We start from the raw sequence: 21,773 nt of genomic DNA, 5'->3' as shown, positions 1-21,773 counted from the left end.
CAGGGTTCATTTTTAAAAAATCGATTATTCAAGAGCTGCCGCACCGCCGACGATTTCGGTAATTTCCTGTGTGATCGCAGCCTGGCGGGCGCGGTTGTAGCTTAGTGAATAATTGCGGATCAATTCCTGCGCATTGTCAGTGGCATTGCGCATCGCGGTCATCCGGGCAGCGTGCTCACTGGCTTTGCTGTCTAACAGGGCACCGTAGATTAAGCTTTCGGCATACTGCGGCAGGAGCACTTCCAAAATTGCTTCGGCATCCGGCTCAAACTCATAAGATATCAGCTTGTGTGGTGCAGAAGCGGAAATATCCGTTAGCGGAAGCAGTTGCTTCTCGGTTACCTGCTGCGAAATCGCACTGATATAGTGACTGTAATAGAGATACAATTCATCGAATGTTTCGTCTGCGAACATGCCGACAGCTGTACTGGTAATCTCTTTAATATCCTGGAAGCTTGGCTGGTCATGAAGCCCGACGATATCGAGGACGACATTGTAGCCGCGCTTCACAAAAAAGTCCCGTCCCACTCGGCCAATCGCAATAATCGCAAATTCGTCATTGGATTTATGACGGCTTTGGATGGTTTGATGGACACGGCGGATGACGTTACTATTGAACGCGCCAGCAAGGCCACGGTCGGATGTGATCACGATGTAACCCGTCTTTTTGATCGGACGATGGGTCAGCATTGGATGGGTTACGCCGCCTGCACCAAGGGCAATCGATGTGGTTACTTCCTGGATTTTTTCCATATAAGGCACGAATGATTTCGCGTTCAACACGCCGCGATTCCATTTCGCAGCCGAAGTCATTTCCATTGCCTTGGTAATTTGACTTGTCTTTTTCGTCGACGCAATACGATGTTTAATATCGCGTAATGATGCCATAGGTTCTCACCACCCTCATTCAAAGAATGTCAGGCGGATGTCAGGCCACGCTTTTTGGAACAATTACCATTTTATGTGTCCACCCCACGCGGACAATTTGCGGTATTTGTCTTTTTGTGGTGCCTGACACCACCGTTCAAATTGTTAGACCTTAATGTTCCGAAGCAGCAAATGTCTTTTTAAAGGCGTTGATGGCTTCTGCCATGTCATCGTCTTTTGGCAGATCCTTGGTTGTGACGATTTGGTCTAACAGCTCTTTGCGATTGTGGTCTAGCCAGTTATAGAATTCGCCCTCAAAGCGGCGGATATCTTGAACTGGAATATCATCAAGGAAGCCGCGAGTTAGAGCGTAAAGAATCATAACCTGTTTTTCAACCGGCAGCGGTTTGTTGAGATCCTGTTTTAATACCTCAACGGTACGGGCACCGCGGGCCAGCTTCGCTTGAGTTGCTTTATCAAGGTCGGAACCGAACTGTGAGAATGCCTCTAATTCACGATAGGAAGCAAGGTCAAGTCTCAATGTTCCGGCAACCTTTTTCATCGCTTTAATTTGTGCCGATCCCCCTACACGGGAAACGGAAAGACCTGCGTTGATCGCCGGACGAACACCGGAGAAGAATAGGTCTGATTGTAAGAAAATTTGTCCATCTGTGATGGAAATAACGTTTGTTGGAATATAAGCAGAAACGTCGCCTGCTTGTGTTTCGATAAATGGCAATGCGGTGATCGAACCAGCGCCAAGATCATCATTTAATTTAGCTGCACGCTCGAGTAAGCGCGAGTGTAAGTAGAATACATCCCCTGGATAAGCTTCACGGCCCGGCGGACGGCGAAGTAACAAGGAAAGCTCACGATAAGCAGATGCCTGCTTGGATAAATCATCATAGACGATTAATACGTGCTTGCCGCTGAACATAAATTCTTCTGCCATCGCAACCCCTGCATATGGTGCTAGGAACAGCATTGGAGCTGGCTGTGATGCGGAAGCGGAAACAACGATAGAGTAGTCTAAGGCACCGTTTTTCCGAAGGGTTTCAACAGCGGCGCGGACGGTGGATTCTTTTTGTCCGATCGCTACATAGATACAAATCATGTTTTGACCTTTTTGGTTGATGATCGTATCAATCGCTACTGATGTTTTACCAGTTTGCCGGTCACCAATGATTAATTCCCGCTGGCCGCGTCCGATTGGTACAAGTGCGTCAATCGCTTTAATCCCGGTTTGCAGCGGCTCATGAACGGATTTACGTGCCATAACACCTGTTGCCACTTGCTCAACAGGGCGGGTTTTCTTGGCATTAATTGGACCCATGCCATCAATAGGCTGTCCTAATGAGTTGACAACACGACCAATCAGTTCCTCACCAACCGGAACCTCCATGATGCGTCCTGTACGGCGAACCTCGTCACCCTCTTTAATGTCGGTGAAAGGTCCTAAAATAATGATACCGACGTTATTTTCTTCAAGGTTTTGTGCCATCCCCATAACGCCGTTAGAAAATTCAACAAGTTCACCGGCCATACAATTATCAAGGCCGTGGATACGTGCGATACCGTCACCAACAGAGATAACAGTACCAACGTCTGTCACTTGAATTTCTGCCTGATAATTTTCAATTTGCTGCTTTATCAGGGCACTGATTTCTTCAGCTTTGATGCTCATGAGTTTCACCCCTATTCTCTTATAACAATGTGCGTTCTAAACGATCAAGTTTGCCGCGCAAACTGCCGTCATATATTCGGTTTCCGATGCGCAGCTTTAAGCCGCCAAGCAAATCGGAATCAACAAAGTTTTTAATATTTAATGACTTCTTGCCCACTTTTGCGGCAAAAACTGCAGTAACAGCCTCACGTTCAGCATCTGACAGCGCCCTTGTGCTGTACACATCCGCTTCAGCGATCCCCATTTCCTCATTTGCCAATGCCAAAAACTCATCAGCCACAGAGGCAATTTGGTCTTCACGATGACGGTCAATTAGCAGTAACAGGGTATTTAATACATACGGATTGACCGCAGTAAAACCTTGAATTACAACCGCTTTTTTCGTTTCTTTAGTCAGTTTGGAAGAATGAAGAACGGCTTTTAATTCAGGAGTATATCCAATTACTTCCTTTACGACGCGAAGATCCTCAACAATCACTTTGAGAAGCTGCTGTTCTTTGGCAATTTCCAAAAGTGCCAGTGCATAGCGTCTTGCTACCAACGAGCCGCTCATTGTAATTCTCCTGCCTCTTTAATATAGTCGTTAATGAGTTTGTCTTGGTCTTCTGCACTTAGGTTCTTTTCAATCACTTTCGAAGCAATTAAGACAGACAAATGCGCCACTTGTTCGCGGATGGCTCCAACGGCTTTTTCCTTCTGCTGCTCGATTTCCACCTTTGCCGCTTCTTTTAAGCGTTCTGCTTCACCGCGGGCTGTGGCAATAATTTCTTCACGCTGAATGTCGCCTTGCTTTCGGGCATTTTCAATCAAGCTTTGGGCTTCATTACGTGCTTCTTTTAATAGATTTCTTTGTTCTTCAAGAAGTTTCTTAGCTTCTAAACGGCTTTCTTCCGCCGCATTGATTTCATTCGCAATATGTTCTTCGCGCTGTTTCAGAATGCCCATCAATGGACCCCAGGCAAATTTTTTCAGCAACGCTAATAAAACGATAAACACAATCAACTGGAAGAACATGTCCCCATAATTAATATGAGTAACGCCTTCAGCAGCTGTTCCCAACACTAAACTGCTCAATAACACTACGGGTTCACTCCTTTCAAGAGTTGCTCACAGTTACAAGAAAACTTTTATGGCAAACCATACCTATTATGAACCAAAAACAACCTTTACCAACAAGGCGGTGAAGCGAGCTAATCCTCTCCATTTGAGTCAGGCTGTGCTCCGCCCCTCTTCCTTAAAGGACATAAATGAATGGCGAAGGTTTCTTTGACACCCACTTCGCCATTTGGAGTCTATCAAGTTCTAGCGGTTTAATACCATGAACGCGATAACAACGCCGATGATCGGTAATGCTTCAACTAACGCAACCCCGATAAACATGGTAGTTTGCAGTAAACCACGTGCTTCCGGTTGACGAGCAATCCCTTCAACTGTACGACCTACGATAAGACCGTTACCAATACCTGCGCCTACTGCTGCTAAACCAATTGCAATTGCTGCTGCTATAAGATTCATTACTTTGTTCCTCCTTAAAATGTATCGATAAGTATTTTTATTTTTTCAAAAATATATTAATGGTCGCTGCTCACTTTATGAGACATATAAACCATTGTTAACATCGTAAAAATATATGCCTGGATGGTGCCGACGAAAATCGAGAAGGCCTGCCAAACAAGCGTCAGCGGTGCCGCGGCAATCAAGCCGAGGGCTCCTTGGTGTGCTAAACCGGCTGCTAACAGTGAAAGCAATAATTCACCGGCATAGATGTTTCCGTAAAGACGCAAACCAAGCGTTAAGGTATTGGCAAATTCTTCAATAATCTTTAACGGAAATAAGAATTTCATTGGAGAGAAGAATGTTCCTCCATATGCTTTCGGCCCCCTTAACTTAACTCCATAATAATGGGTCAGGCCCAAGATCATGACAGCTAAAGTTAATGTAATCATCGGGTCGGCAGTTGGTGATTTCCACCATAGCTTCTCATTTACCACGAGGGCAAATGGAAGACCGAGCATATTGGAAACAAAAATATACATAATTAATGTCAGCCCGAGGACGTGGAACCTCCCGCCATCTTTCCAATCCATTGTGCTGTTGATAATGCCTTTTACAAAGTCAAGCACCCACTCTAAGAAGTTCTGCATCCCGGTAGGTTTCATTGCCAGCCTGCGGGTTGCAAAAACAGCAATGAGAAAAACAATCAAACTTGCAACGGTAATCATCAAGAGATTCGCTGCATTAAACCAAAGACCTAAAAACTGAAAATCAGGAGAACCATGATTCATGTAATCTCACCTCGCTTCCCATTCACTTATGAACATGAAATGCATGATAAAAATAATCTATCATAATGACAATATAGGATGTCATTAGTCCCAACACAACAGCGATAATTTGGAAATATTGAGGATACATAACAGCAATCGCCCCGGCAATACCTGCTGCGGCGATCCGTTGCAACGAACCCAGCGATCGGACTTTTTTCCCTTGCGAGATGGCCTTGTCAAAACTCTCTGTCTTCCTTACTAACAGCCAGAGGTTCAAATAACTAAAGCAAGTCCCAAGGATTAATCCTAAAAAGAAAGTTTGGTAAGATGTAAAACCCCATCCAAGAACATAAATGGCTAATATGTAGAATATCCACTTTCGCTGCCTATTGTACATCTCTCGAAAATCCGGCATGGTTATTTATCTCCTGAATAGAAATGACGAATGGAAGCAAGCATTGAATAAACTCCAGCAGCAAGTCCCAAAAGTAAGCCAATGATTAAAAAGATCGGCTCTGTTCCCCAATGCCCGTCTACCCATCTGCCTGCAAATATACCGATTAAGATGGAGCCAACCAACTGCGAGACAATAGCAGACATCAGTGCCATCGCTTGAAATGGATTGCGGTTTTTTTGCATATAAAATCATCCTCACCTTCAATAAGTGAGAAAAAATATATAAAGGATATTGTAAATGATTTAAATCATTATGGCACAAGAAAAATGTGACATTTTTGTGAAAAAACACTCATTTACATCCTTTGTTAGCATACAATAGGCACCTAGCAAAGTCAATTAATTTAGCCATAATTAATACCTTGAAATTACCATAATTTCTCCCATATGGTATCTACAGTCAGAATGATTATTGTATGGCATATTTAGTCGTAAACATTATTATTGTATGGCATATTTAATCGTATTTTTGCCAAAATTGTGTCAGTTTTGTGAACATTTTATGACTTCCAAATAATTTGAACCATTTTATTCCTTTTTTTCTACCAGAAAACATAGTGTCCTTTCTGACAAATTATTTTAAAATGGTAATCAGTGTTTCGATGTAGTCCTCTTTACCCGCCTTTTTGGCAAATACTTTGGCCAGGTACGTTCCGGACGGCGGCAGTTCGGCCGCTGGTAATTCTTTGCTGATTAGCCCCTTTTTCAACCTCGTGCTTGTATCCAGAAAGGCAACAAACCGGTAACTCTCCGGGTTAAATAAGGCAATCCCAAATTCCTCGGCACCTCCCGGCAAATACACCTCATAACGATAGCTGCCCGGATGATCTCCCATGGCAAAATCAAACCCCATCACCCTCGGATAACCCGGTTCCTCAAGGACGTACAAGTAAGGAAGACTGAGGATTCGCGAACCGGCGTGTAATCTCAAATAACCATCATGGATTTTCTTTTTAAAGACAGCCGGGTCGACGGTTAAACGAATCGTAATGACTTTTGACTGTTTTGGGCCAAGGATAAACGAAAATGGCAGGCGCCAATGAAGGCCGTCTTCATGGGCCGGTATCGCAAACGAGTAACGCTGTCTTCGACTGCTGACATTGTGAACCTGAAGCTTAACTTGATGAACATGATTACTGTTGGAAAATTTATCAAACCTAATACTGCCGGGGGTCACCAGTGATTCCGCTTGAATCGCTTCGGCAACCTGGATCCGGCCAGCCCCTTGTTCGTATGTACGATAGTGGGCGGGCGCCTTTGTTTGCTGCGTCTCGCTCGTCGCGGTTAAGGGTTGGGCGGTATTCATTAACGCCGCTTTGATTTGTTCCGGAGTCCAATCAGGATGGGCCTGCTTGATCAGGGCGCAGGCTCCGGCCACATGCGGCGCCGCCATACTCGTGCCCTGCAATGACAAATATCCGCCGGGAATGGTGGAGTTAATCGCGACCCCAGGAGCGAGAATATCCGGCTTAATTTCCCACGTCCCCGTTACTGGTCCCCGGGAGCTAAACTCGGCCAGCTGATCTTTTTCCTTTTTAATCAGGAGGCGGACCAATGTTGGCTGCTGTTTTAGCAACCATTCTCCGTCTTTTTTGGTCAACGAACCAACCGGGATGGCGGTTTCTGCCTCGAGATTGCCGAGAAAGCTGCCAGCCACATTATTGTAAATCAGAACGGCTTTGGCCCCTGCTTCCTGAGCATTCTTGGCTTTTTCGGAAAAGGTTAATCCTCCCCGCTTGATGAGTACCACTTTCCCTGCTGCATGGCGGAGGTCCTTCTTGCGCCCAAGGCCGCCATCGACCAAGTCATACGATCGGTCCAGCGTCCAATCTGTCGAGCCCTCCAGCGGCTGAATTCGCAGCGGTAACCGTCTTCCTTCTATTAATAAGTAGGGAACCAACAGCGTCGGTGTCGAGGCACCCACTGAGATCGCCTTTGAGGAGGTGCCAGGCGAGCCGACTGTCCACACCTTTGGTCCTGAGTTGCCGGCAGCGGCAACAGCAACGATCCCTTTTGTAACAGCCCGGTCAAGCGCCAGACTGATTGGCAGGTCCGGGCCGTTAATATTATTGCCCAGCGATAGGTTAACGATGTCCACTTTGTCTTTCATCGCCTGGTCGAGCGCCGCTAGCACTTGCTCAGTCGTTCCGCCGCCCCCTGGTCCGAGTGCTCGATAAGCAACAATTTTTGCCTCCGGGGCGACGCCTTTTATTTTCCCATTGGCAGCAATGACCCCGGCAACATGGGTACCATGAATCGTTGCTTTCCCCGGGTCGGTCGTTTCCATCGGGTCGTTGTCATTGTCGACCAAGTCATGGCCACCGCTATAGTTTGGTTTAAGGTCAGGATGGGTATAGTCGACGCCGGTATCAATCACACCGACGGTAACACCTTTACCGGTAAGGCGCTTGTTATCGCGGTCATAAAAACGGCGAACCTCCTCAGCTCCGATAATCTTGACACTTTCCTCCGTTTGCACCCGGTATTCATGGACGGGGGAAACATGGACAATGTGCTTTTGCCGTTTGGCCAGAAGGGCGATCATCTCGGGACGGCCTTGGACGGAAAAGCCATCAAGGGCTTCTCGAAAAATTCTTCTTAGTTTTAGATGTTTGGATGGTTGGATTAGCTTTTTGATTTCCTCTTGGGTATGCGGCTTGTCGAGGATGACAATGGCAATCGTGTCTTTTGTGGGTTTTGGAATAGCTGGGTGGTACAGTTGTGTAGCCAGCAGCAGCGACAGTAGAAATTTCATATAAGGAAGTCCCCTTTTTTAATATTTTTTTCAGTTGACGGGGAAAGTATGCAGTTATTTGGATTTTCCTGATATAAGGAATATCATGGGGATCCATTGAGTTTTGGACTTTTTTAATGGTGGTTGGAACATTTTTTACGAGGCTTTGGACATATTTCTAGGGATTTTGGATATTTTCACATCAAAAAGCCAGGCGGTTGACAGCCTGGCTCAGGTAAATTCTAAAACATCCTTATTTCGTGCCAAACAAGCGGTCGCCGGCATCTCCCAGACCTGGCATAATGTAGCCGTGGTCGTTAAGCTTTTCATCCATTGCAGCAATGTAAATATCGACGTCCGGATGTTCTGTCTTCACGGCCTCAACGCCTTCTGGAGCAGCGATTAGGCACATGAATTTGATATGCTTGGCACCGCGCTTTTTCAAGGCATGGATGGCATCAATCGCCGAACCGCCTGTTGCCAGCATAGGGTCAACAACGATGAAGTCGCGTTCCTCGACATCATTTGGCAGCTTTACATAGTATTCGACTGGCTTTAATGTTTCCGGATCGCGGTATAAGCCAACATGGCCAACCTTTGCCGCCGGAATCAGCTTTAAAACACCGTCAACCATCCCAATTCCTGCGCGTAAAATCGGTACGAGGCCAATTTTTTTCCCGGACAACACCTTTGACTTTGTCTTGCAAATCGGCGTTTCGATCTCGATCTCTTCAAGCGGCATGTCCCTGGTAATTTCGAACGCCATCAGCGTTGCCACTTCGTCGACCAGCTCACGAAACTCCTTTGTTCCCGTATTTTTATCGCGTATGTACGTTAGTTTGTGCTGAATCAGCGGATGGTCGAAGACGTAAACCTTTGCCACAATAATCGCCCCTTTTATAAAAAATAATGACACTTCGACTAATTTTACAGAAAATCTACTGAATGAGCAACATAGAAAAGCACAAGCGCCTCGGAATTTCTACGAAACTCAAAAAAGCTCGTTCCTGGCTGATATTTGAGGAACTACATCGAAAAAAATCGGCCCACTACTACTAGTTAGGCCGATTCTGGAAGCTAATATTCGGGATAAAGCGGAAACTTGTTAGTTAACGTATTAACACGTTTACGCGCCTCAGCAAGTTTTGCCTCATCTTCATGGTTTTTCAATGTGAAAGCAATAATGGATGCAATTTCATCCATTTCCGCAAAACCAAATCCTCGCGTTGTTACTGCTGCCGTACCGATGCGAATTCCGCTGGTTACAAACGGGCTTTGGCTGTCAAATGGAATCGTGTTTTTATTGACCGTAATGCCAATTTCATCAAGGACATGCTCAGCGGTCTTACCAGTTAAGCCAATTTTCGAAACATCCACTAGCAGCAGGTGATTGTCCGTGCCACCGGATACGAGGGTCAAGCCTTCTTTTTGCAGGCTTTCCGCCAAGCGCTTAGCATTGGCCACAATGTTTTTGGCATATTCTTTAAAGCTGTCCTGCAGCGCCTCGCCAAAGGCAACCGCTTTTGCAGCGATAACATGCATTAATGGACCGCCCTGAATTCCCGGAAAGATTGATTTATCAATCTTCTTACCAAATTCTTCTTTACAGAGAATCATCCCGCCGCGTGGTCCGCGAAGTGTTTTATGAGTGGTCGTGGTGACAAAGTCGGCATATGGAACCGGGTTTTGATGCAAACCTGCAGCAACAAGGCCGGCAATGTGAGCCATATCGACCATCAAATAAGCACCGACTTCATCGGCAATCTCGCGAAACTTAGCAAAGTCAATTTCCCTCGGGTACGCGCTGGCACCGGCGACAATCAGCTTTGGCTTGTGCTCGAGAGCTTTGGCGCGAACATCCTCATAATCGATACGATGTGTTTTTTCATCGACACCATATTCAACAAAGTTATATTGAATACCACTGAAGTTAACCGGACTGCCATGGGTTAAGTGACCGCCATGCGACAAGTTCATCCCAAGAACGGTATCACCATGCTCAAGCACCGTAAAGTAGACGGCCATATTTGCCTGAGCTCCTGAGTGCGGCTGCACATTCACATATTCCGCAGCGAAAATTTGCTTCGCCCGGTCACGAGCCAAATTTTCTACAATATCAACGTTTTCACAGCCGCCATAATAACGGCGTCCCGGGTATCCTTCCGCGTATTTATTCGTTAAAACAGATCCTTGCGCCTCCATCACGGCTTCGCTGACAAAGTTTTCCGAGGCGATTAATTCAATTTTCGCACGCTGACGGCCCAGTTCCAGCTGGATCGCTTGGAAAACCTGCTCGTCCGCTTGGGACAAATGCTTCATAATGACAAACCCCCTTGATTATGTAAAAAGCAAAACAGTGTGAAAATTCCTTCTTCATTGTAACATGTTTTTTTTTAAAAGAAAGGTATAACCAGGGGAATTTTAACTGCAGCTGGAATTTTCTTGTTTCCGCTCATAAACGGCTCTGGCACCGCCAATCAGCTTTGGCCGCGTTTTTGCCAATGTCACTAGGGCGCTGCCAACCGTCTTCTGCGTCACCCGAATCGGCACAGCAACATGTTTTAGATGCATGCCAATTAAGGTTTGACCGATATCAATGCCCGCTTCTGCCCTGACAAATTCAACGACAACAGGATCGTCCAAGTGATCAAACGCATAGGTTGCCATGGCCCCGCCAGCTTTTCGGACGGGAATGACGGATACCGCCTCAAACCCTCGGCGGGCGGCAACAGTCCGTTCAACGACCAGCGCCCGGTTCAAATGTTCACAGCATTGGAATGCCAGGTCAATGCCTGTTTTCTCCTGCAGTTTCTTCAATGTTTGAAAAATCATTTCGGCCACTTCGAAGGTTCCGGCCGTTCCGATTCGCTGACCGACAACCTCGCTGGTACTGCAGCCTACGACGAGGAGCTCACCCGGTTTAAGTGCTGCCTGCTCGTTAAATTCAGTTAAAATCGTTGCCAACTGTTTTTCCCATTCGTGAATCATCCTGGTCGTCCTTTCTCATGAATTTATAGATGTTTTTCTTCGTATGCGGAAATTTTACCAACGCGACCCGCGTGGCGGCCGCCTTCAAACTTCCCGGTCAGCCAGACTTGCGCAATTTCCCGTGCCAGCCCGGGTCCGATGACGCGCTCCCCCATCGCGAGAATGTTGCTATCATTATGAGCCCGCGTTGCCTTGGCGCTGAACGTATCATGACAAAGGGCGCAGCGGATGCCTTTCACCTTATTGGCCGCGATGGACATGCCAATCCCCGTTCCGCAAATTAAAATACCGCGATCAAACTCGCCGCTGGCCACCTTTTCGGCAACCGGTAGAGCATAGTCCGGATAATCGACTGAGCCCTCGCAGTCACAGCCAAAGTCCACATATTCAATCTTTAATTCGTCCAGCAAGCTGGCGATTTCCTTGCGGATATGGATCCCGCCATGATCAGATGCTATAGCTACTCTCATGTCAAATTCCTCCTGAATCGTTTATCTGTCTTCATTTTGACATACAGCTTGGAAAAGTTAAAGTAATCGAAGCCGATTTAGGAAAATTAATGTATCACTTCGCGGAGAGGTTGCGGCCCCTTTTTTCCTATGAAAAATAAAAGCCCTCACTTTAGCGGAGAGCTTATGGTTCTGCTGTTATTTTTTCGATCATCTGATCAATTAGTCTTTCCAGCTCGTGGAATGTTTTCTTGTACTGCTCCAAGTCACCGCCGTAGGGATCGGTGATGTCAAGGTTGGTTGCTTCACCGGAATATTCCTTTAGTGTAAATACTTTTTCTGCCGCTTGTGGGTATTGCTGCTGGATTGAACGCTTATGAGCGTCAGTCATCGTTATGATGAGGTCGGCCCAGTCGACCTCTGCATCTGTTAACATCTGTGAGCGATGCTGGTAAGAAATCTTGTTGTCCTTTAGTACCTGTTTGGCGTGCGCTGAAGCATCGCCGCCATCGGCCGCAAAGATACCCGCAGATTTGACTTCGACGCCGTCAATGTTCCGATGTTTCAGGATCGCTGCCGCCATCGGGCTCCTGCATGTATTGCCGGTACAGACAAACAAAATGTGCCGCATAATGGTTGCCCCTTTCAGAATTATGTCGTTCATTATATTTTACCATAATGCTTGTCTTGTAAAAAATGTCTGTCCGGCTACCAGAACGTGCTCAACAGTTTGATTCCGAAGGCCAGGAGAATCGATCCGCCCAACGCCTCACTATATATACCAATCCAGCCCCTTACTTTTTTCCCCAGCAACAGGCCCGCCCAGGTTTGCACAGTGGCCAAGATCCCAAAGATTAAAAGGACCAGGATCGTTTTCGCGCCGTAAATTCCCAATGTCAGGCCGACGGAGAAACTATCGAGGCTGACGCTAAAGGCAAATATCAAAAGACCGGCACCCGCCGGTGTAATCGCACTCACCGCTTCTTTTTGGAAGCTTGACCAAATCATTTGCGCTCCTAATAGGATCAGCAGCAAGCCCCCGATCCATGAAGCAAGTGCACCGAAATTTTCCGATAGCAATTTTCCGGCAAGGATGCCGGCCAGTGGCATGATGACATGGAATAAGCCGATCACCAGGCCGATTTCAAAAATTTTCCGCAGCCGCAGTTTGTACATCCCCATCCCAAGTCCAACTGAGAAGGCATCCATTCCTAATGCTGCTGCCATGATGGTTAGCGTTATGATTTCTCCCACAAATTCTGTCATTCGTGCTCCGCCCCCCTTGGACTAACTATTTCAGCATATGCACGTCCATCAGGATTTAGAAGGCAGAAATAGTGGGGGAGTAGGTTTTTCAATCAACTGAAAACTCGCCGATTGGCGAGCCTTTAAGGCGGTTCATGAGGCGTAGTTACACTTATGCCGGATAAGAAAGTTTTTATACTTTCCTATCTGGCCAAGAAAAAACACCAGTCTGCCCGCTGGTGTTTACTCCTTAATGATTTTGTTTCCGGCTGCTTTTTGCAGGCGGTTCATGATGGCGAGCCCAACGCCTGTGGTCGGGAACATTTCGCTAAAAATAATATCTACACCCGCTTGATTAAACTTCCTCAGGGTGTCATAAAGCGACGCCGCCACCGTCCCCAGCTCCGCTCTTCGGCCGCAGGCAAGAACCTCTTCGGCGGAGAATTCAGCGGTAAATTCCTCGGTTGTCAACACCCCAACCCGTAAACCTTCCCGTCGTTTTTCATCCACTAATCGTTGCAAAAATGCTCTGGTGCCTGACACCAAATAGAGCGGGGCATTCGGCGCGTAGTGGCGGTATTTCATTCCCGGGGCTTTCGGCCGGGCTGTTCCTTCAGCTTTTGTCAGGGCCGGATCGATGCGAACCTCCCCAATTACCGCCTCCAGCTGTTCTTTCGTGACCCCGCCCGGCCTGAGAATGACTGGTATTCCCTCGGAGCAGTCTACCACCGTCGACTCCACACCGACTCCGGTTGGACCGGCATCAAGGACACCGGCTATTTTTCCATTAAGGTCGTCGATCACATGAGCGGCTGTTGTCGGACTGGGCTTCCCTGAACTGTTGGCACTCGGTGCGGCAATTGGCAGTCCACAGCGGCGAAATAACGCCAATGCCACCGGATGATCCGGCATTCTAACGGCAACACTTTCGAGTCCTGCTGTCGCTTTCTCTGACAGAACACCTGGTTTCTTTTTAAAAATAATCGTCAGCGGTCCCGGCCAGAAGCTGTCCATCAACCGTTCGGCGGTTGCTGGCACTTCAGCAACAAATTGATCCAGCTGAGCCCGATCAGCAATGTGGATAATTAACGGATTATCCCCCGGCCGGCCTTTTGCAGCATAAATTTTCTCCACAGCCTCATCGCTTTCGGCATTGCCTCCAAGTCCGTAAACGGTCTCCGTCGGCAGCGCAACAACTTCATTATCCCGCAAAAAATGAGCAGCATCCACAATATGTGGATTACTTTCTAATTTGTCCACATACTTATCCACTTTCCAAACCTTTGTTTCCATCATTGTTCCACCTTTATGAGTCTGTATGGCCCTTATCGAAATTTGACGAATCTAGGCACTTTGACACATATTTTTCTCTTAATACGTCTGAAAGTATAAAAGAAGGTGGGCATAAATACAAGTTTTTATCCACAAATTGTGCATAAGTCCTATGAAAAAGTGGATAACTATGGTGAAATATCCACAAACTTATAATGAAAGTTTTAAAAATAGTGAGTTATCCACATTTAAAACATGTCGAATGTGTTCTGAGTGATCAAACTCCTGCGGCAGCTCCTCTCGTTCGACACGTTTAAAACCTAGCAATTCAAAGAACGCTACTGTTGCTGCTTTATTTGTTGCAAGAAATATGCGGTCGATTCCTTTTTCGATTGCCAACTGAACCATTTTGTCTAATAGGTCGATGATTTCCTCTTCCACATGTCCCGGTGAAACGACCAGCGACCGCAATAGCCCAATACCTTGAATAACTTCGATTCCAAGCGTGCCGCTAATCTCCTCATTGTCATTCTCCTTGATAAAAAAGGAGGCAATCGTTTCCGCAGTGAGTCCCTCCGTCCCTAGATTTGCCCGCCTAAGAAACTGTTGTACTCGTTCCAAATCTTCTATTTTTGCCTTTCGTATTATCCCTGGCATCTTCATCCACCCCATTTTTTCAATTCTATTCTATGAATATGAAAAAAGAGACAAAATAGAACGGCAAATCTAGTAATTGATCAATGAACAGAAGAAAGGGTGAAGTGGGAAAATGAAGGTTTAAACTTGTGTTGGATTTTACCCGTCTAGTTTTTCGATTTACCCGTCAACTGTAGCAAATCATCCATACTGGTTCTTAAAAAATCTTTTTCCATAACTCGGCTACGAAAAATTTTACTTTCACTGGCTGCTCATCGTCTTTCGTGTACACTGGAGCTTTTTTAGCCGTGGTATCCGTCTTCTTTTGTTTTTTAGAATCTGTCTTCTTATCGTTATGATTAGACTTTTCCTCTGCTGCTTTTTCCTCGTTATGACCGGGCTTTTCCTTCGCTTTTGATTCTGTCTGATCCTGGGATTCTTCAGCGACGTGGTTTTTCCCGTCGTCTTTGACAGCTTGCTCCGTTGTTTTAGCTATCTTATTTTTTCCATCATCCTTTGTCACTGCAGCTTCCTTTTCTTCAAACCCATCACTGCTGACGGCAACTCCATTGGAAAAGTCAAGGAAACATAATGGCGGATAGAGGACGCACCACCAATTGGCGCCTTCACCTTTGCCTAAAGTGATTAAGATGGCTTGATATTTCCCTGCGGGGTATAAAAATTGTCCATATAGCTTGGTAGGAAACTGAACCTTGCGAAACTCGACTTTGACCGACTGGTGCGATCCTTGTTCTTTAACCGTTTTTTCGGCAATGGCTTGAATCTCTGGCAATTTAGCCTTGATAACCTTGCGCGCCTTTTCCATGGAAGTCAGATCCTTGACCCAAAGCTCGACTTTGGCATTGACGGCATCGCGGACTTTCCGCTTAATTCTTTGGTCTTCCTCAAAGTCGCTGTTGGCGAGAATCCTGAGGCGAATCGCTTCCCCCGGAATCACAATGGATTCCTTCGCGACCGCTTCGGTTTTTGGTATATATAAATTTAGCACCGTGGCTAACGACAAAACACATAAATATCCCCAAACTAATAATTTACTCCTCATCTTTGGCACCGTCCCTTCCCTATCAACATTGTGGACAAAATGCCAGAATCTTAAACTAGTAATTTTGAAAAATCTAGTTTTTTCAAAATTAGGAAAAGCCATCGGCAATCGCCTTCACAATAGAAGCCACAGTAACCAAGGCCAACCCAGGATGAATGCTGTTTTTTTATAAATGAATACGCGCCGAGTGGCGAGTTCGTTAGGGCGGTTCATGAGGCGTTGTTGAATTGCTGCGACATAGAAGAGATTGGGAAATTTCCCAGCAACCAAAAAAGGCCTCAGAGTGCTAAGCTCCGAAGCCGATTTCAGCAAACACCATTCGATCCTTGCTGTTAATATCATGAACAACCTCGACAAAGGCGCCGGGGAATGTCGTTCGCAACATTTCGGCCACAACGTCGCCCTGTCCGGCGCCAATTTCAAAGCAGACGAGCGCTTTTGGAGCGAGCACCTGCGGCAGCTCCACCATAAAGCGGCGGTAAAAGTCAAGCCCGTCTTTTCCGGCAAACAGGGCATTGTGCGGCTCATGCTCCGTGACCACCTCTGACATCCATTCCATATCACGAAGCGGAATATACGGCGGATTCGACAGTACGACATCAAGCCGCTCACCACGCTCGATAAACGGCGCAAGCAAATCCCCCTGCAAAAACTCCACATCCGCCCCCAACCTTGCTGCATTCTCCCGCGCCACCGCCAGCGCCTCCGTAGAAATATCGGTGCCTGACACCCTTCGTGGACATTTGTCCGCCCCAGGTGGACAGTTTGCTTCGGTCTCCAGTTTCATCGTGATAGCGATGGCCCCTGAGCCTGTGCCAATGTCGGCTATTGTAAGCTCTTTGTTTGTGGTAGTATCGAACAGCCGCCCGATTCGTTGCAGGGCGCCATAGACGAGCTCTTCCGTTTCCGGTCGTGGAATCAGGACAGCGGGATTGACGAGGAAAGTGCGACCGTAAAATTCCTCGGAGCCAATGATGTATTGCACCGGGACCCCTTGAACATGCTTTTCCACCGCAGCAGCAAATTGCGCCCATACTTCACCTGTCAAATCTTCTCTCATATTGGCAAACAGCTGCGTCCGGGACATCCCGCTGAAGTGCCTGAGCAGCAATTCCCCGGCATTGGCATCGCGACCGGCCTCCAATAAAAAGAAGAAGCCCATTTCAGAGCTTCAAATACCTTTTTACTCATTGGAGGCATTTTCCAATCGTTTCGCTTGGTCATCAAGGATGAGCGCTTCAATAATTTCATCGAGCTTGCCTTCGATGATCTGATCAAGCTTTTGAATCGTTAAGCCAATCCGGTGGTCGGTGACGCGGTTTTGTGGGTAATTATAGGTCCGAATCCGCTCCGAACGGTCGCCGGTACCAACTGCTGATTTCCGCACTTGATCGTATTCCGCCTGGGCTTCTTGCTGGAATTTATCGTAAATCCGCGCGCGCAGGATTTTCATCGCTTTATCGCGGTTTTTATGCTGCGACCGCTCATCCTGGCTGGTGGCGACAATTCCGGTCGGTATATGGGTTAAGCGCACCGCAGACATCGTGGTGTTTACGCTCTGTCCGCCGGCACCGCTGGATGCAAATGTATCAAAACGAATATCCTTTTCATTAATCTCGATATCGAATTCTTCGACCTCCGGCAGAGCCGCCACGGTGGCCGTCGATGTGTGAATCCGGCCGCCAGATTCCGTTTCCGGGACACGCTGAACGCGGTGAGCACCATTTTCAAACTTCAAATGGGAGTAGGCCCCGGTTCCGTTGATCATAAATATAATCTCTTTGAAGCCGCCCAAGCCGGTTTCGTTTGCATCAATTACTTCTGTCTTCCAGCCTTGGGACTCAGCATAACGGCAGTACATGCGGTAAAGCGTACCGGCAAACAGCGCTGCCTCTTCTCCCCCGGCAGCACCGCGGATTTCCATAATGACGTTTTTGTCATCATTCGGGTCTTTGGGAATCAGCAGGATTTTCAAGCGTTCCTCTAATTGAGCGATTTTTGACTCCAGTTCGCTTACTTCCTCTTTTACCATTTCCCGCATTTCAGCATCAAGCTTCTCGTCCAGCATGGCCTTGGCATCCTGAAGCTGAGCTTTGGTCTCTTTATATTGCCGATAGGTTTGCACCGTTTCTTGAATATCGGCCTGTTCTTTTGAATATTCCCGCAGCTTTTTAGCATCATTGATAATTTCCGGATCGCTTAAAAGCTCATTCAATCGCTCATAGCGATCTTCCACAGATTGGAGACGATCAAACACTTTATTCACCTCGATAGTTAGTCTGCATCTATATAAAAATTTTGTTCGTTTTTTAAGCCATAACATTCTAATTATAGTATAGGAAAAAACGCAGGTCAAAACTTAATTCAACCTAAATTTGCCCTTTTGTGCTTTATGAAAAAACGAGACGGACCATGACAAGATCCACCCCGTTTTTTTCGATATTTACTTTTCTATTTTTATGGTCCCTCTTAAAAAATGTGAATGTTTCATTTGCGTTTTTTGAAACAACAATAGCCCTGCACCAAACAAGATAAAAGCACTTATCACTAATACCAACAAACCTGTCCACGTTTGGATGGAGCTATTATGAAGCATGACAGCTAATTCTCCATTCGCAATTTTCCCTACATTTAAATAAAGAAATGGGGATAAATGACTAATAGAAGCTGCAAAAGGCATTGAACTGATAAAATATCCTCCCAAAACTACGATAAGAGTAAATATCATCGAGGTCATTACATGATTAACAAATAAAGAGAATAACACTGTAACCGCAATTAAAAATATGATTACTCCCAGGAACAAAAGAATGCATTCCAAAAGGTATTGCCCCATTCCAATAAAATGGAAGCTTCCTTCTTGTGCCGTAATCCCGGTATAATTCGCTAATTTTGCAGTGTCATCCGTATCATAATGAAGAACAGGAAATTGCCAATCTCCAAAACAGTTACCTGCCATCCCGAGGAATAACATTAACAACATGAAGCCTAGTGCCATTCCTAATGACAAAATAACAGACACTCCGGACTTTGCAAGAAATAACTGAGTTCTCGATAAAGGCTGTGTTTCTAATAGAAATAATGTCTGTTTTTTCCCCTTTTCCGCTGCGAACCCGGCACCATATAGAAAAACCAGTATAAATAGCAACGGTAGATAGATAAAGGTGTTGAAAAATTGGTAGACAGTAAATAACCCTGTGTTGTCCAGTTTCCAACTACTTCTTTTTTGCTCGATTCGGTCAAGTGGGTTTGGAAAGTATTGGTCATCATATATGGTATACAAGTATTCCGGTGGAAGGGTGGGTTCCACATTGTGTTTTGCTAAGAACTTTTTTTCAGCAATGCTGGCTTTATACGTAAAATTACTCAAATGGCTTTGGTAATGTGTTGCTCCGGTAATTTCCCCTTTCTCTAATTGGTTTTGATAGATCCAATATTCATAAAACCTTGGCCAATCCTCTTTGGTATAGGCGTCCAATACGTCTTTATCTTTTTCAACCATCAATTGGCTTTCCTTCATACTCTCTTCTAGCTGAGGAATTGAGCTTTTTAAACCTGCTAACATCGTCTTCTCATTTTCATTTAGTGATGATTTCTTATTTTCTAGTTTATTCAGTTTGTCTTGCTGCCTCTGCAGATATTGTTTAAGCCATTGTACTTCCCCTTTTTGTCCTTCTAAAGTAGTTCTCATCGTTTCAACAAAATCACGTTTCTTTTCGTTCGTCTGATAAGTTAAAAATACATATCCTAGTGAAAATAATAATAGCAATACAGCAAAAGTCTGTTTTGCACTCTCTTGTCGCCAAATTTTTCTCCATTCGAAGAGGGCGATAGGTAAAATGCCTCTTGCCTTTGATAGGGTGCATAGGGTGCGTCCTTTGTTAAATGGCCGCTTTGTCGCCGATCCTGTTCGAAAGATTACTCCTTTCCCTTGAAAAAAATAACTAATTAAAAGGGCCGCGAATGAATAAGCAAACAAAACCAAGATACTTCCCGGAATTCCCAAAGATTTAGGCCGTTCCATCAGTTCCGTCATTTGAAAAAGATAGAAAGGATTTTGGACTCTCTGCCAAGCTTCCATTTGATCGGTCAACAATATCCCGCATAAAAGAATGAGAACACTAACAAAAAACGTAGTGAACCTATTTTTAAAAAGGAAACTGCATAACAGCACAAGACTAAAAGCAAAACTTGCTGCCCCAATAAAAAGAAAAGTAAGCTTGATTATATATTCCAATATAGAAATATAGGTAAATCCATTTGTATATTGGACTAATTGCGGGTAAGAAAAACTGCCAGCTTTTCCGCCAAATAACAAAGGCACTACACTACTGCTTAAAAAAAACACGAGCAACATAAACAATGTTAGTGCCATCATACTAGCATATTTCCCCAGCAAAATCCCCGCCTTTTTAACTGGCTGTGTATATAGGATTCTAATTGTTTGATGATCAAATTCTTCACTCATTTGATCCGCTGTGATTAAAACAAGAATGAACACTCCTATTACACTTATAAATAAAACTGCAGCGTTTTTCATAAACTGCGGTATTGTAAGCGAATAATTCTCATCTTCATAAGGTAAATGATGTTTTAACAAAATAGTATTTTTCTTTATTCTTTGTTCTAACTCATTTCCTTGAAATGACTTATATTCTCCCCCCAATTTCAGATGGGTGGAAACTCTTCGCAAAAAATCAGCCTCAATTTTAGGTATTGTTCCCCAGTCACGATTGTTAATGGCAGTTTCGATATCGCTAATGTCATTCTCCATTTCGACTGCATTTTCGTAGCTTGTCCGCAATGTTTCATTTTGCGGCTGATCTTTCAATTTTTCCATATATAATTTAACTAAATCACTTGCTTCCCGATGGTGCGGATATATATTTTGCAACGCATTTTCTCTCATTTTATCTTGCATGAGCAAATTACGAATAGCAAGGCCCGTCAAAAACAATATGACAACTAGAAAAAGAAGGATGAATTTTTTCCTTTTAAAATTCTTTTTCAATTCAAATGTAAGCAACCGCATCATTCATCCCCTTTTCCCTATAAATTTGCCGATAACGTTCTTCTGAACCAAATATTCTTTTTTCTATATCTACTACCTTAATACCATTCTCTATTAGCAACATTATGACTTGCTGAAGGGAATGATTTTTTACTGAAATATGTAGACGGTTGTTTTCCACTTTTATTGGGATTTCGCAGCTAAGCAACATCTTTTTTGCTTTCTCTGTTTTATCCACCGAAATAAAGTAAATGGTTTCTTCAAGCTGGGAGAGATCTTCTTTTATAAGACTCCCATTTTTCAAAAATAAGATCGATGAAGTTACCCGATCAATTTCCCCTAAGTTATGTGATGAAAGTAGAATAGTCGTTCCCTCTTTTCGCAACTTTAACAAAAGTTCTCTTACTCTAATGGCACTGGAAGGATCTAGTCCATTCAACGGCTCATCAAGTATCAACAGTTTCGGCTGATTGATAATTGCCATTGCAAGAAGCAGATGCTGTTTCATCCCTAGCGAATAATTTTTCACCTTTTTGTGTAAATACGATTCAATCCCTATTAATCTAGCTGTCTCAATGATTCTTTCCTTTGGCAGAGATTGTATATCAGCAATAAATTGCAAGTGATCGTAACCTGTTAAGTAATCATATAATACGGTGTTGTCTTGCATAAAAGAAATTTCTTTGAAGATTTTAGGATCAGAATTCGGTTTTCCAAGAATTCTCACGGTTCCATGATCAGCTTGAAGTAGGTTTGTCAAAATATTTAACAGGGTTGATTTTCCCGACCCGTTCGGTCCTACGAGCGCAACAATTTGTGGTTCGTTTATTTCAAAAGAAACCCCGTTCAGCACTAATTCCCGCCCATATGATTTTTGAATATTTGCAACTTTCAATATAGACATCGGTGATCTTCCCCCATCTAAAGAAATTATTTTCAAAACAGAGCCTAGATAAAATTATCTAAGCTCTGTTTTGGAATTTTTGGAAATTTTATTAAGGCTTGTCGGGATAGAAAGGGTAATACACATATCCTGCATATATTCCAGTGTATTTTGTTCCTACAGCGTATGCATCTTCTAAAGTAAGCCATCCTTTAAAT

General features: G+C 44.9%; 22 protein-coding genes. All 22 read right to left on the bottom strand.

Going from position 1 to position 21,773, the window contains the following annotated elements:
• Window positions 1-24 precede the first annotated feature (24 nt).
• Window positions 25-888, bottom strand: a complete 864-nt coding sequence (gene atpG, locus RCG24_RS17960; protein ID WP_202653014.1) for an ATP synthase F1 subunit gamma — start codon at window positions 886-888, stop codon at window positions 25-27.
• Window positions 889-1,039: 151 nt separating this feature from the next.
• Window positions 1,040-2,551: a F0F1 ATP synthase subunit alpha gene (gene atpA, locus RCG24_RS17955; protein ID WP_202653013.1), complete on the bottom strand. Its 1,512-nt coding sequence runs from the start codon at window positions 2,549-2,551 to the stop codon at window positions 1,040-1,042.
• Between the two features lie 19 nt (window positions 2,552-2,570).
• A complete protein-coding gene (locus RCG24_RS17950; RefSeq protein WP_308077629.1) occupies window positions 2,571-3,104 on the bottom strand; it encodes a F0F1 ATP synthase subunit delta in 534 nt (177 codons plus the stop codon).
• Entirely contained in the window at window positions 3,101-3,631 is a 531-nt protein-coding gene (locus tag RCG24_RS17945; protein WP_202653011.1) for a F0F1 ATP synthase subunit B, read from the bottom strand. Before RCG24_RS17945 ends, RCG24_RS17950 begins: the two co-directional genes overlap by 4 nt.
• Window positions 3,632-3,853: 222 nt before the next feature.
• Window positions 3,854-4,066, bottom strand: coding sequence for a F0F1 ATP synthase subunit C (gene atpE / locus RCG24_RS17940; RefSeq protein WP_027323467.1), 213 nt, complete (start codon window positions 4,064-4,066; stop codon window positions 3,854-3,856).
• Between the two features lie 56 nt (window positions 4,067-4,122).
• The gene (atpB, locus tag RCG24_RS17935; RefSeq protein WP_308077628.1) at window positions 4,123-4,836 is read right to left on the bottom strand and encodes a F0F1 ATP synthase subunit A; all 714 of its coding nucleotides are present in this window, start codon (window positions 4,834-4,836) and stop codon (window positions 4,123-4,125) included.
• A gap of 22 nt (window positions 4,837-4,858) precedes the next feature.
• Window positions 4,859-5,233 carry an ATP synthase subunit I gene (locus RCG24_RS17930; protein WP_202653009.1) on the bottom strand — a complete coding sequence of 125 codons (375 nt, stop codon included), beginning with the start codon at window positions 5,231-5,233 and terminating at the stop codon, window positions 4,859-4,861.
• 2 nt (window positions 5,234-5,235) lie between these two features.
• Complete coding sequence (locus tag RCG24_RS17925; RefSeq protein ID WP_202653008.1) at window positions 5,236-5,457, bottom strand: AtpZ/AtpI family protein; 222 nt, start codon at window positions 5,455-5,457, stop codon at window positions 5,236-5,238.
• Window positions 5,458-5,848: 391 nt separating this feature from the next.
• A complete protein-coding gene (locus RCG24_RS17920) occupies window positions 5,849-8,029 on the bottom strand; it encodes a S8 family serine peptidase (protein WP_308077627.1) in 2,181 nt (726 codons plus the stop codon).
• Window positions 8,030-8,261: 232 nt separating this feature from the next.
• Window positions 8,262-8,891 carry a uracil phosphoribosyltransferase gene (upp, locus tag RCG24_RS17915; RefSeq protein ID WP_202653006.1) on the bottom strand — a complete coding sequence of 210 codons (630 nt, stop codon included), beginning with the start codon at window positions 8,889-8,891 and terminating at the stop codon, window positions 8,262-8,264.
• A gap of 194 nt (window positions 8,892-9,085) precedes the next feature.
• Window positions 9,086-10,327, bottom strand: coding sequence for a serine hydroxymethyltransferase (glyA, locus tag RCG24_RS17910; protein WP_202654410.1), 1,242 nt, complete (start codon window positions 10,325-10,327; stop codon window positions 9,086-9,088).
• A 102-nt stretch (window positions 10,328-10,429) separates the two neighbouring features.
• A complete protein-coding gene (locus RCG24_RS17905; protein WP_308077626.1) occupies window positions 10,430-10,996 on the bottom strand; it encodes a TIGR01440 family protein in 567 nt (188 codons plus the stop codon).
• Window positions 10,997-11,019: 23 nt separating this feature from the next.
• Complete coding sequence (gene rpiB / locus RCG24_RS17900) at window positions 11,020-11,466, bottom strand: ribose 5-phosphate isomerase B (protein ID WP_202654412.1); 447 nt, start codon at window positions 11,464-11,466, stop codon at window positions 11,020-11,022.
• Window positions 11,467-11,629: 163 nt separating this feature from the next.
• Entirely contained in the window at window positions 11,630-12,109 is a 480-nt protein-coding gene (locus tag RCG24_RS17895) for a low molecular weight protein arginine phosphatase (RefSeq protein ID WP_308077625.1), read from the bottom strand.
• 44 nt (window positions 12,110-12,153) lie between these two features.
• Window positions 12,154-12,711, bottom strand: coding sequence for a manganese efflux pump MntP (locus tag RCG24_RS17890; RefSeq protein ID WP_308077624.1), 558 nt, complete (start codon window positions 12,709-12,711; stop codon window positions 12,154-12,156).
• Between the two features lie 222 nt (window positions 12,712-12,933).
• Window positions 12,934-13,983 carry an L-threonylcarbamoyladenylate synthase gene (locus RCG24_RS17885; protein ID WP_202654643.1) on the bottom strand — a complete coding sequence of 350 codons (1,050 nt, stop codon included), beginning with the start codon at window positions 13,981-13,983 and terminating at the stop codon, window positions 12,934-12,936.
• 189 nt (window positions 13,984-14,172) lie between these two features.
• Window positions 14,173-14,619: a GNAT family N-acetyltransferase gene (locus tag RCG24_RS17880; RefSeq protein ID WP_308077623.1), complete on the bottom strand. Its 447-nt coding sequence runs from the start codon at window positions 14,617-14,619 to the stop codon at window positions 14,173-14,175.
• Window positions 14,620-14,815: 196 nt separating this feature from the next.
• Entirely contained in the window at window positions 14,816-15,661 is an 846-nt protein-coding gene (gene spoIIR / locus RCG24_RS17875; RefSeq protein ID WP_202654416.1) for a stage II sporulation protein R, read from the bottom strand.
• A 286-nt stretch (window positions 15,662-15,947) separates the two neighbouring features.
• Window positions 15,948-16,823, bottom strand: a complete 876-nt coding sequence (prmC, locus tag RCG24_RS17870; protein ID WP_308077622.1) for a peptide chain release factor N(5)-glutamine methyltransferase — start codon at window positions 16,821-16,823, stop codon at window positions 15,948-15,950.
• A 21-nt stretch (window positions 16,824-16,844) separates the two neighbouring features.
• On the bottom strand, window positions 16,845-17,918 hold the full coding sequence (gene prfA, locus RCG24_RS17865) for a peptide chain release factor 1 (RefSeq protein ID WP_308079207.1): 1,074 nt from the start codon (window positions 17,916-17,918) through the stop codon (window positions 16,845-16,847).
• A 186-nt stretch (window positions 17,919-18,104) separates the two neighbouring features.
• Window positions 18,105-20,693: an ABC transporter permease subunit gene (locus RCG24_RS17860; protein WP_308079206.1), complete on the bottom strand. Its 2,589-nt coding sequence runs from the start codon at window positions 20,691-20,693 to the stop codon at window positions 18,105-18,107.
• A complete protein-coding gene (locus RCG24_RS17855; protein ID WP_308077621.1) occupies window positions 20,674-21,576 on the bottom strand; it encodes an ABC transporter ATP-binding protein in 903 nt (300 codons plus the stop codon). Before RCG24_RS17855 ends, RCG24_RS17860 begins: the two co-directional genes overlap by 20 nt.
• Window positions 21,577-21,773: the final 197 nt, after the last annotated feature.

It is taken from the genome of Neobacillus sp. OS1-32, from assembly GCF_030915425.1.
GTDB lineage: Bacteria > Bacillota > Bacilli > Bacillales > Cytobacillaceae > Neobacillus > Neobacillus paridis.
Note: the sequence above shows the minus strand (reverse complement) of the source record. Positions and strands in the feature narration are given on the sequence as shown.

Excerpts from the sequence above, each read along its gene's own strand:
- atpG (WP_202653014.1), bottom strand. The coding sequence starts at position 888 with ATGGCATCATTACGCGATATTAAACATCGTATTGCGTCGACGAAAAAG.
- atpA (WP_202653013.1), bottom strand. The coding sequence starts at position 2,551 with ATGAGCATCAAAGCTGAAGAAATCAGTGCCCTGATAAAGCAGCAAATT.
- RCG24_RS17950 (WP_308077629.1), bottom strand. The coding sequence starts at position 3,104 with ATGAGCGGCTCGTTGGTAGCAAGACGCTATGCACTGGCACTTTTGGAA.
- atpE (WP_027323467.1), bottom strand. The coding sequence starts at position 4,066 with ATGAATCTTATAGCAGCAGCAATTGCAATTGGTTTAGCAGCAGTAGGC.
- atpB (WP_308077628.1), bottom strand. The coding sequence starts at position 4,836 with ATGAATCATGGTTCTCCTGATTTTCAGTTTTTAGGTCTTTGGTTTAAT.
- RCG24_RS17930 (WP_202653009.1), bottom strand. The coding sequence starts at position 5,233 with ATGCCGGATTTTCGAGAGATGTACAATAGGCAGCGAAAGTGGATATTC.
- RCG24_RS17925 (WP_202653008.1), bottom strand. The coding sequence starts at position 5,457 with ATGCAAAAAAACCGCAATCCATTTCAAGCGATGGCACTGATGTCTGCT.
- RCG24_RS17920 (WP_308077627.1), bottom strand. The coding sequence starts at position 8,029 with ATGAAATTTCTACTGTCGCTGCTGCTGGCTACACAACTGTACCACCCA.
- glyA (WP_202654410.1), bottom strand. The coding sequence starts at position 10,327 with ATGAAGCATTTGTCCCAAGCGGACGAGCAGGTTTTCCAAGCGATCCAG.
- RCG24_RS17905 (WP_308077626.1), bottom strand. The coding sequence starts at position 10,996 with ATGATTCACGAATGGGAAAAACAGTTGGCAACGATTTTAACTGAATTT.
- rpiB (WP_202654412.1), bottom strand. The coding sequence starts at position 11,466 with ATGAGAGTAGCTATAGCATCTGATCATGGCGGGATCCATATCCGCAAG.
- RCG24_RS17895 (WP_308077625.1), bottom strand. The coding sequence starts at position 12,109 with ATGAACGACATAATTCTGAAAGGGGCAACCATTATGCGGCACATTTTG.
- RCG24_RS17890 (WP_308077624.1), bottom strand. The coding sequence starts at position 12,711 with ATGACAGAATTTGTGGGAGAAATCATAACGCTAACCATCATGGCAGCA.
- RCG24_RS17885 (WP_202654643.1), bottom strand. The coding sequence starts at position 13,983 with ATGGAAACAAAGGTTTGGAAAGTGGATAAGTATGTGGACAAATTAGAA.
- RCG24_RS17880 (WP_308077623.1), bottom strand. The coding sequence starts at position 14,619 with ATGCCAGGGATAATACGAAAGGCAAAAATAGAAGATTTGGAACGAGTA.
- spoIIR (WP_202654416.1), bottom strand. The coding sequence starts at position 15,661 with ATGAGGAGTAAATTATTAGTTTGGGGATATTTATGTGTTTTGTCGTTA.
- prmC (WP_308077622.1), bottom strand. The coding sequence starts at position 16,823 with ATGGGCTTCTTCTTTTTATTGGAGGCCGGTCGCGATGCCAATGCCGGG.
- RCG24_RS17860 (WP_308079206.1), bottom strand. The coding sequence starts at position 20,693 with ATGCGGTTGCTTACATTTGAATTGAAAAAGAATTTTAAAAGGAAAAAA.
- RCG24_RS17855 (WP_308077621.1), bottom strand. The coding sequence starts at position 21,576 with ATGTCTATATTGAAAGTTGCAAATATTCAAAAATCATATGGGCGGGAA.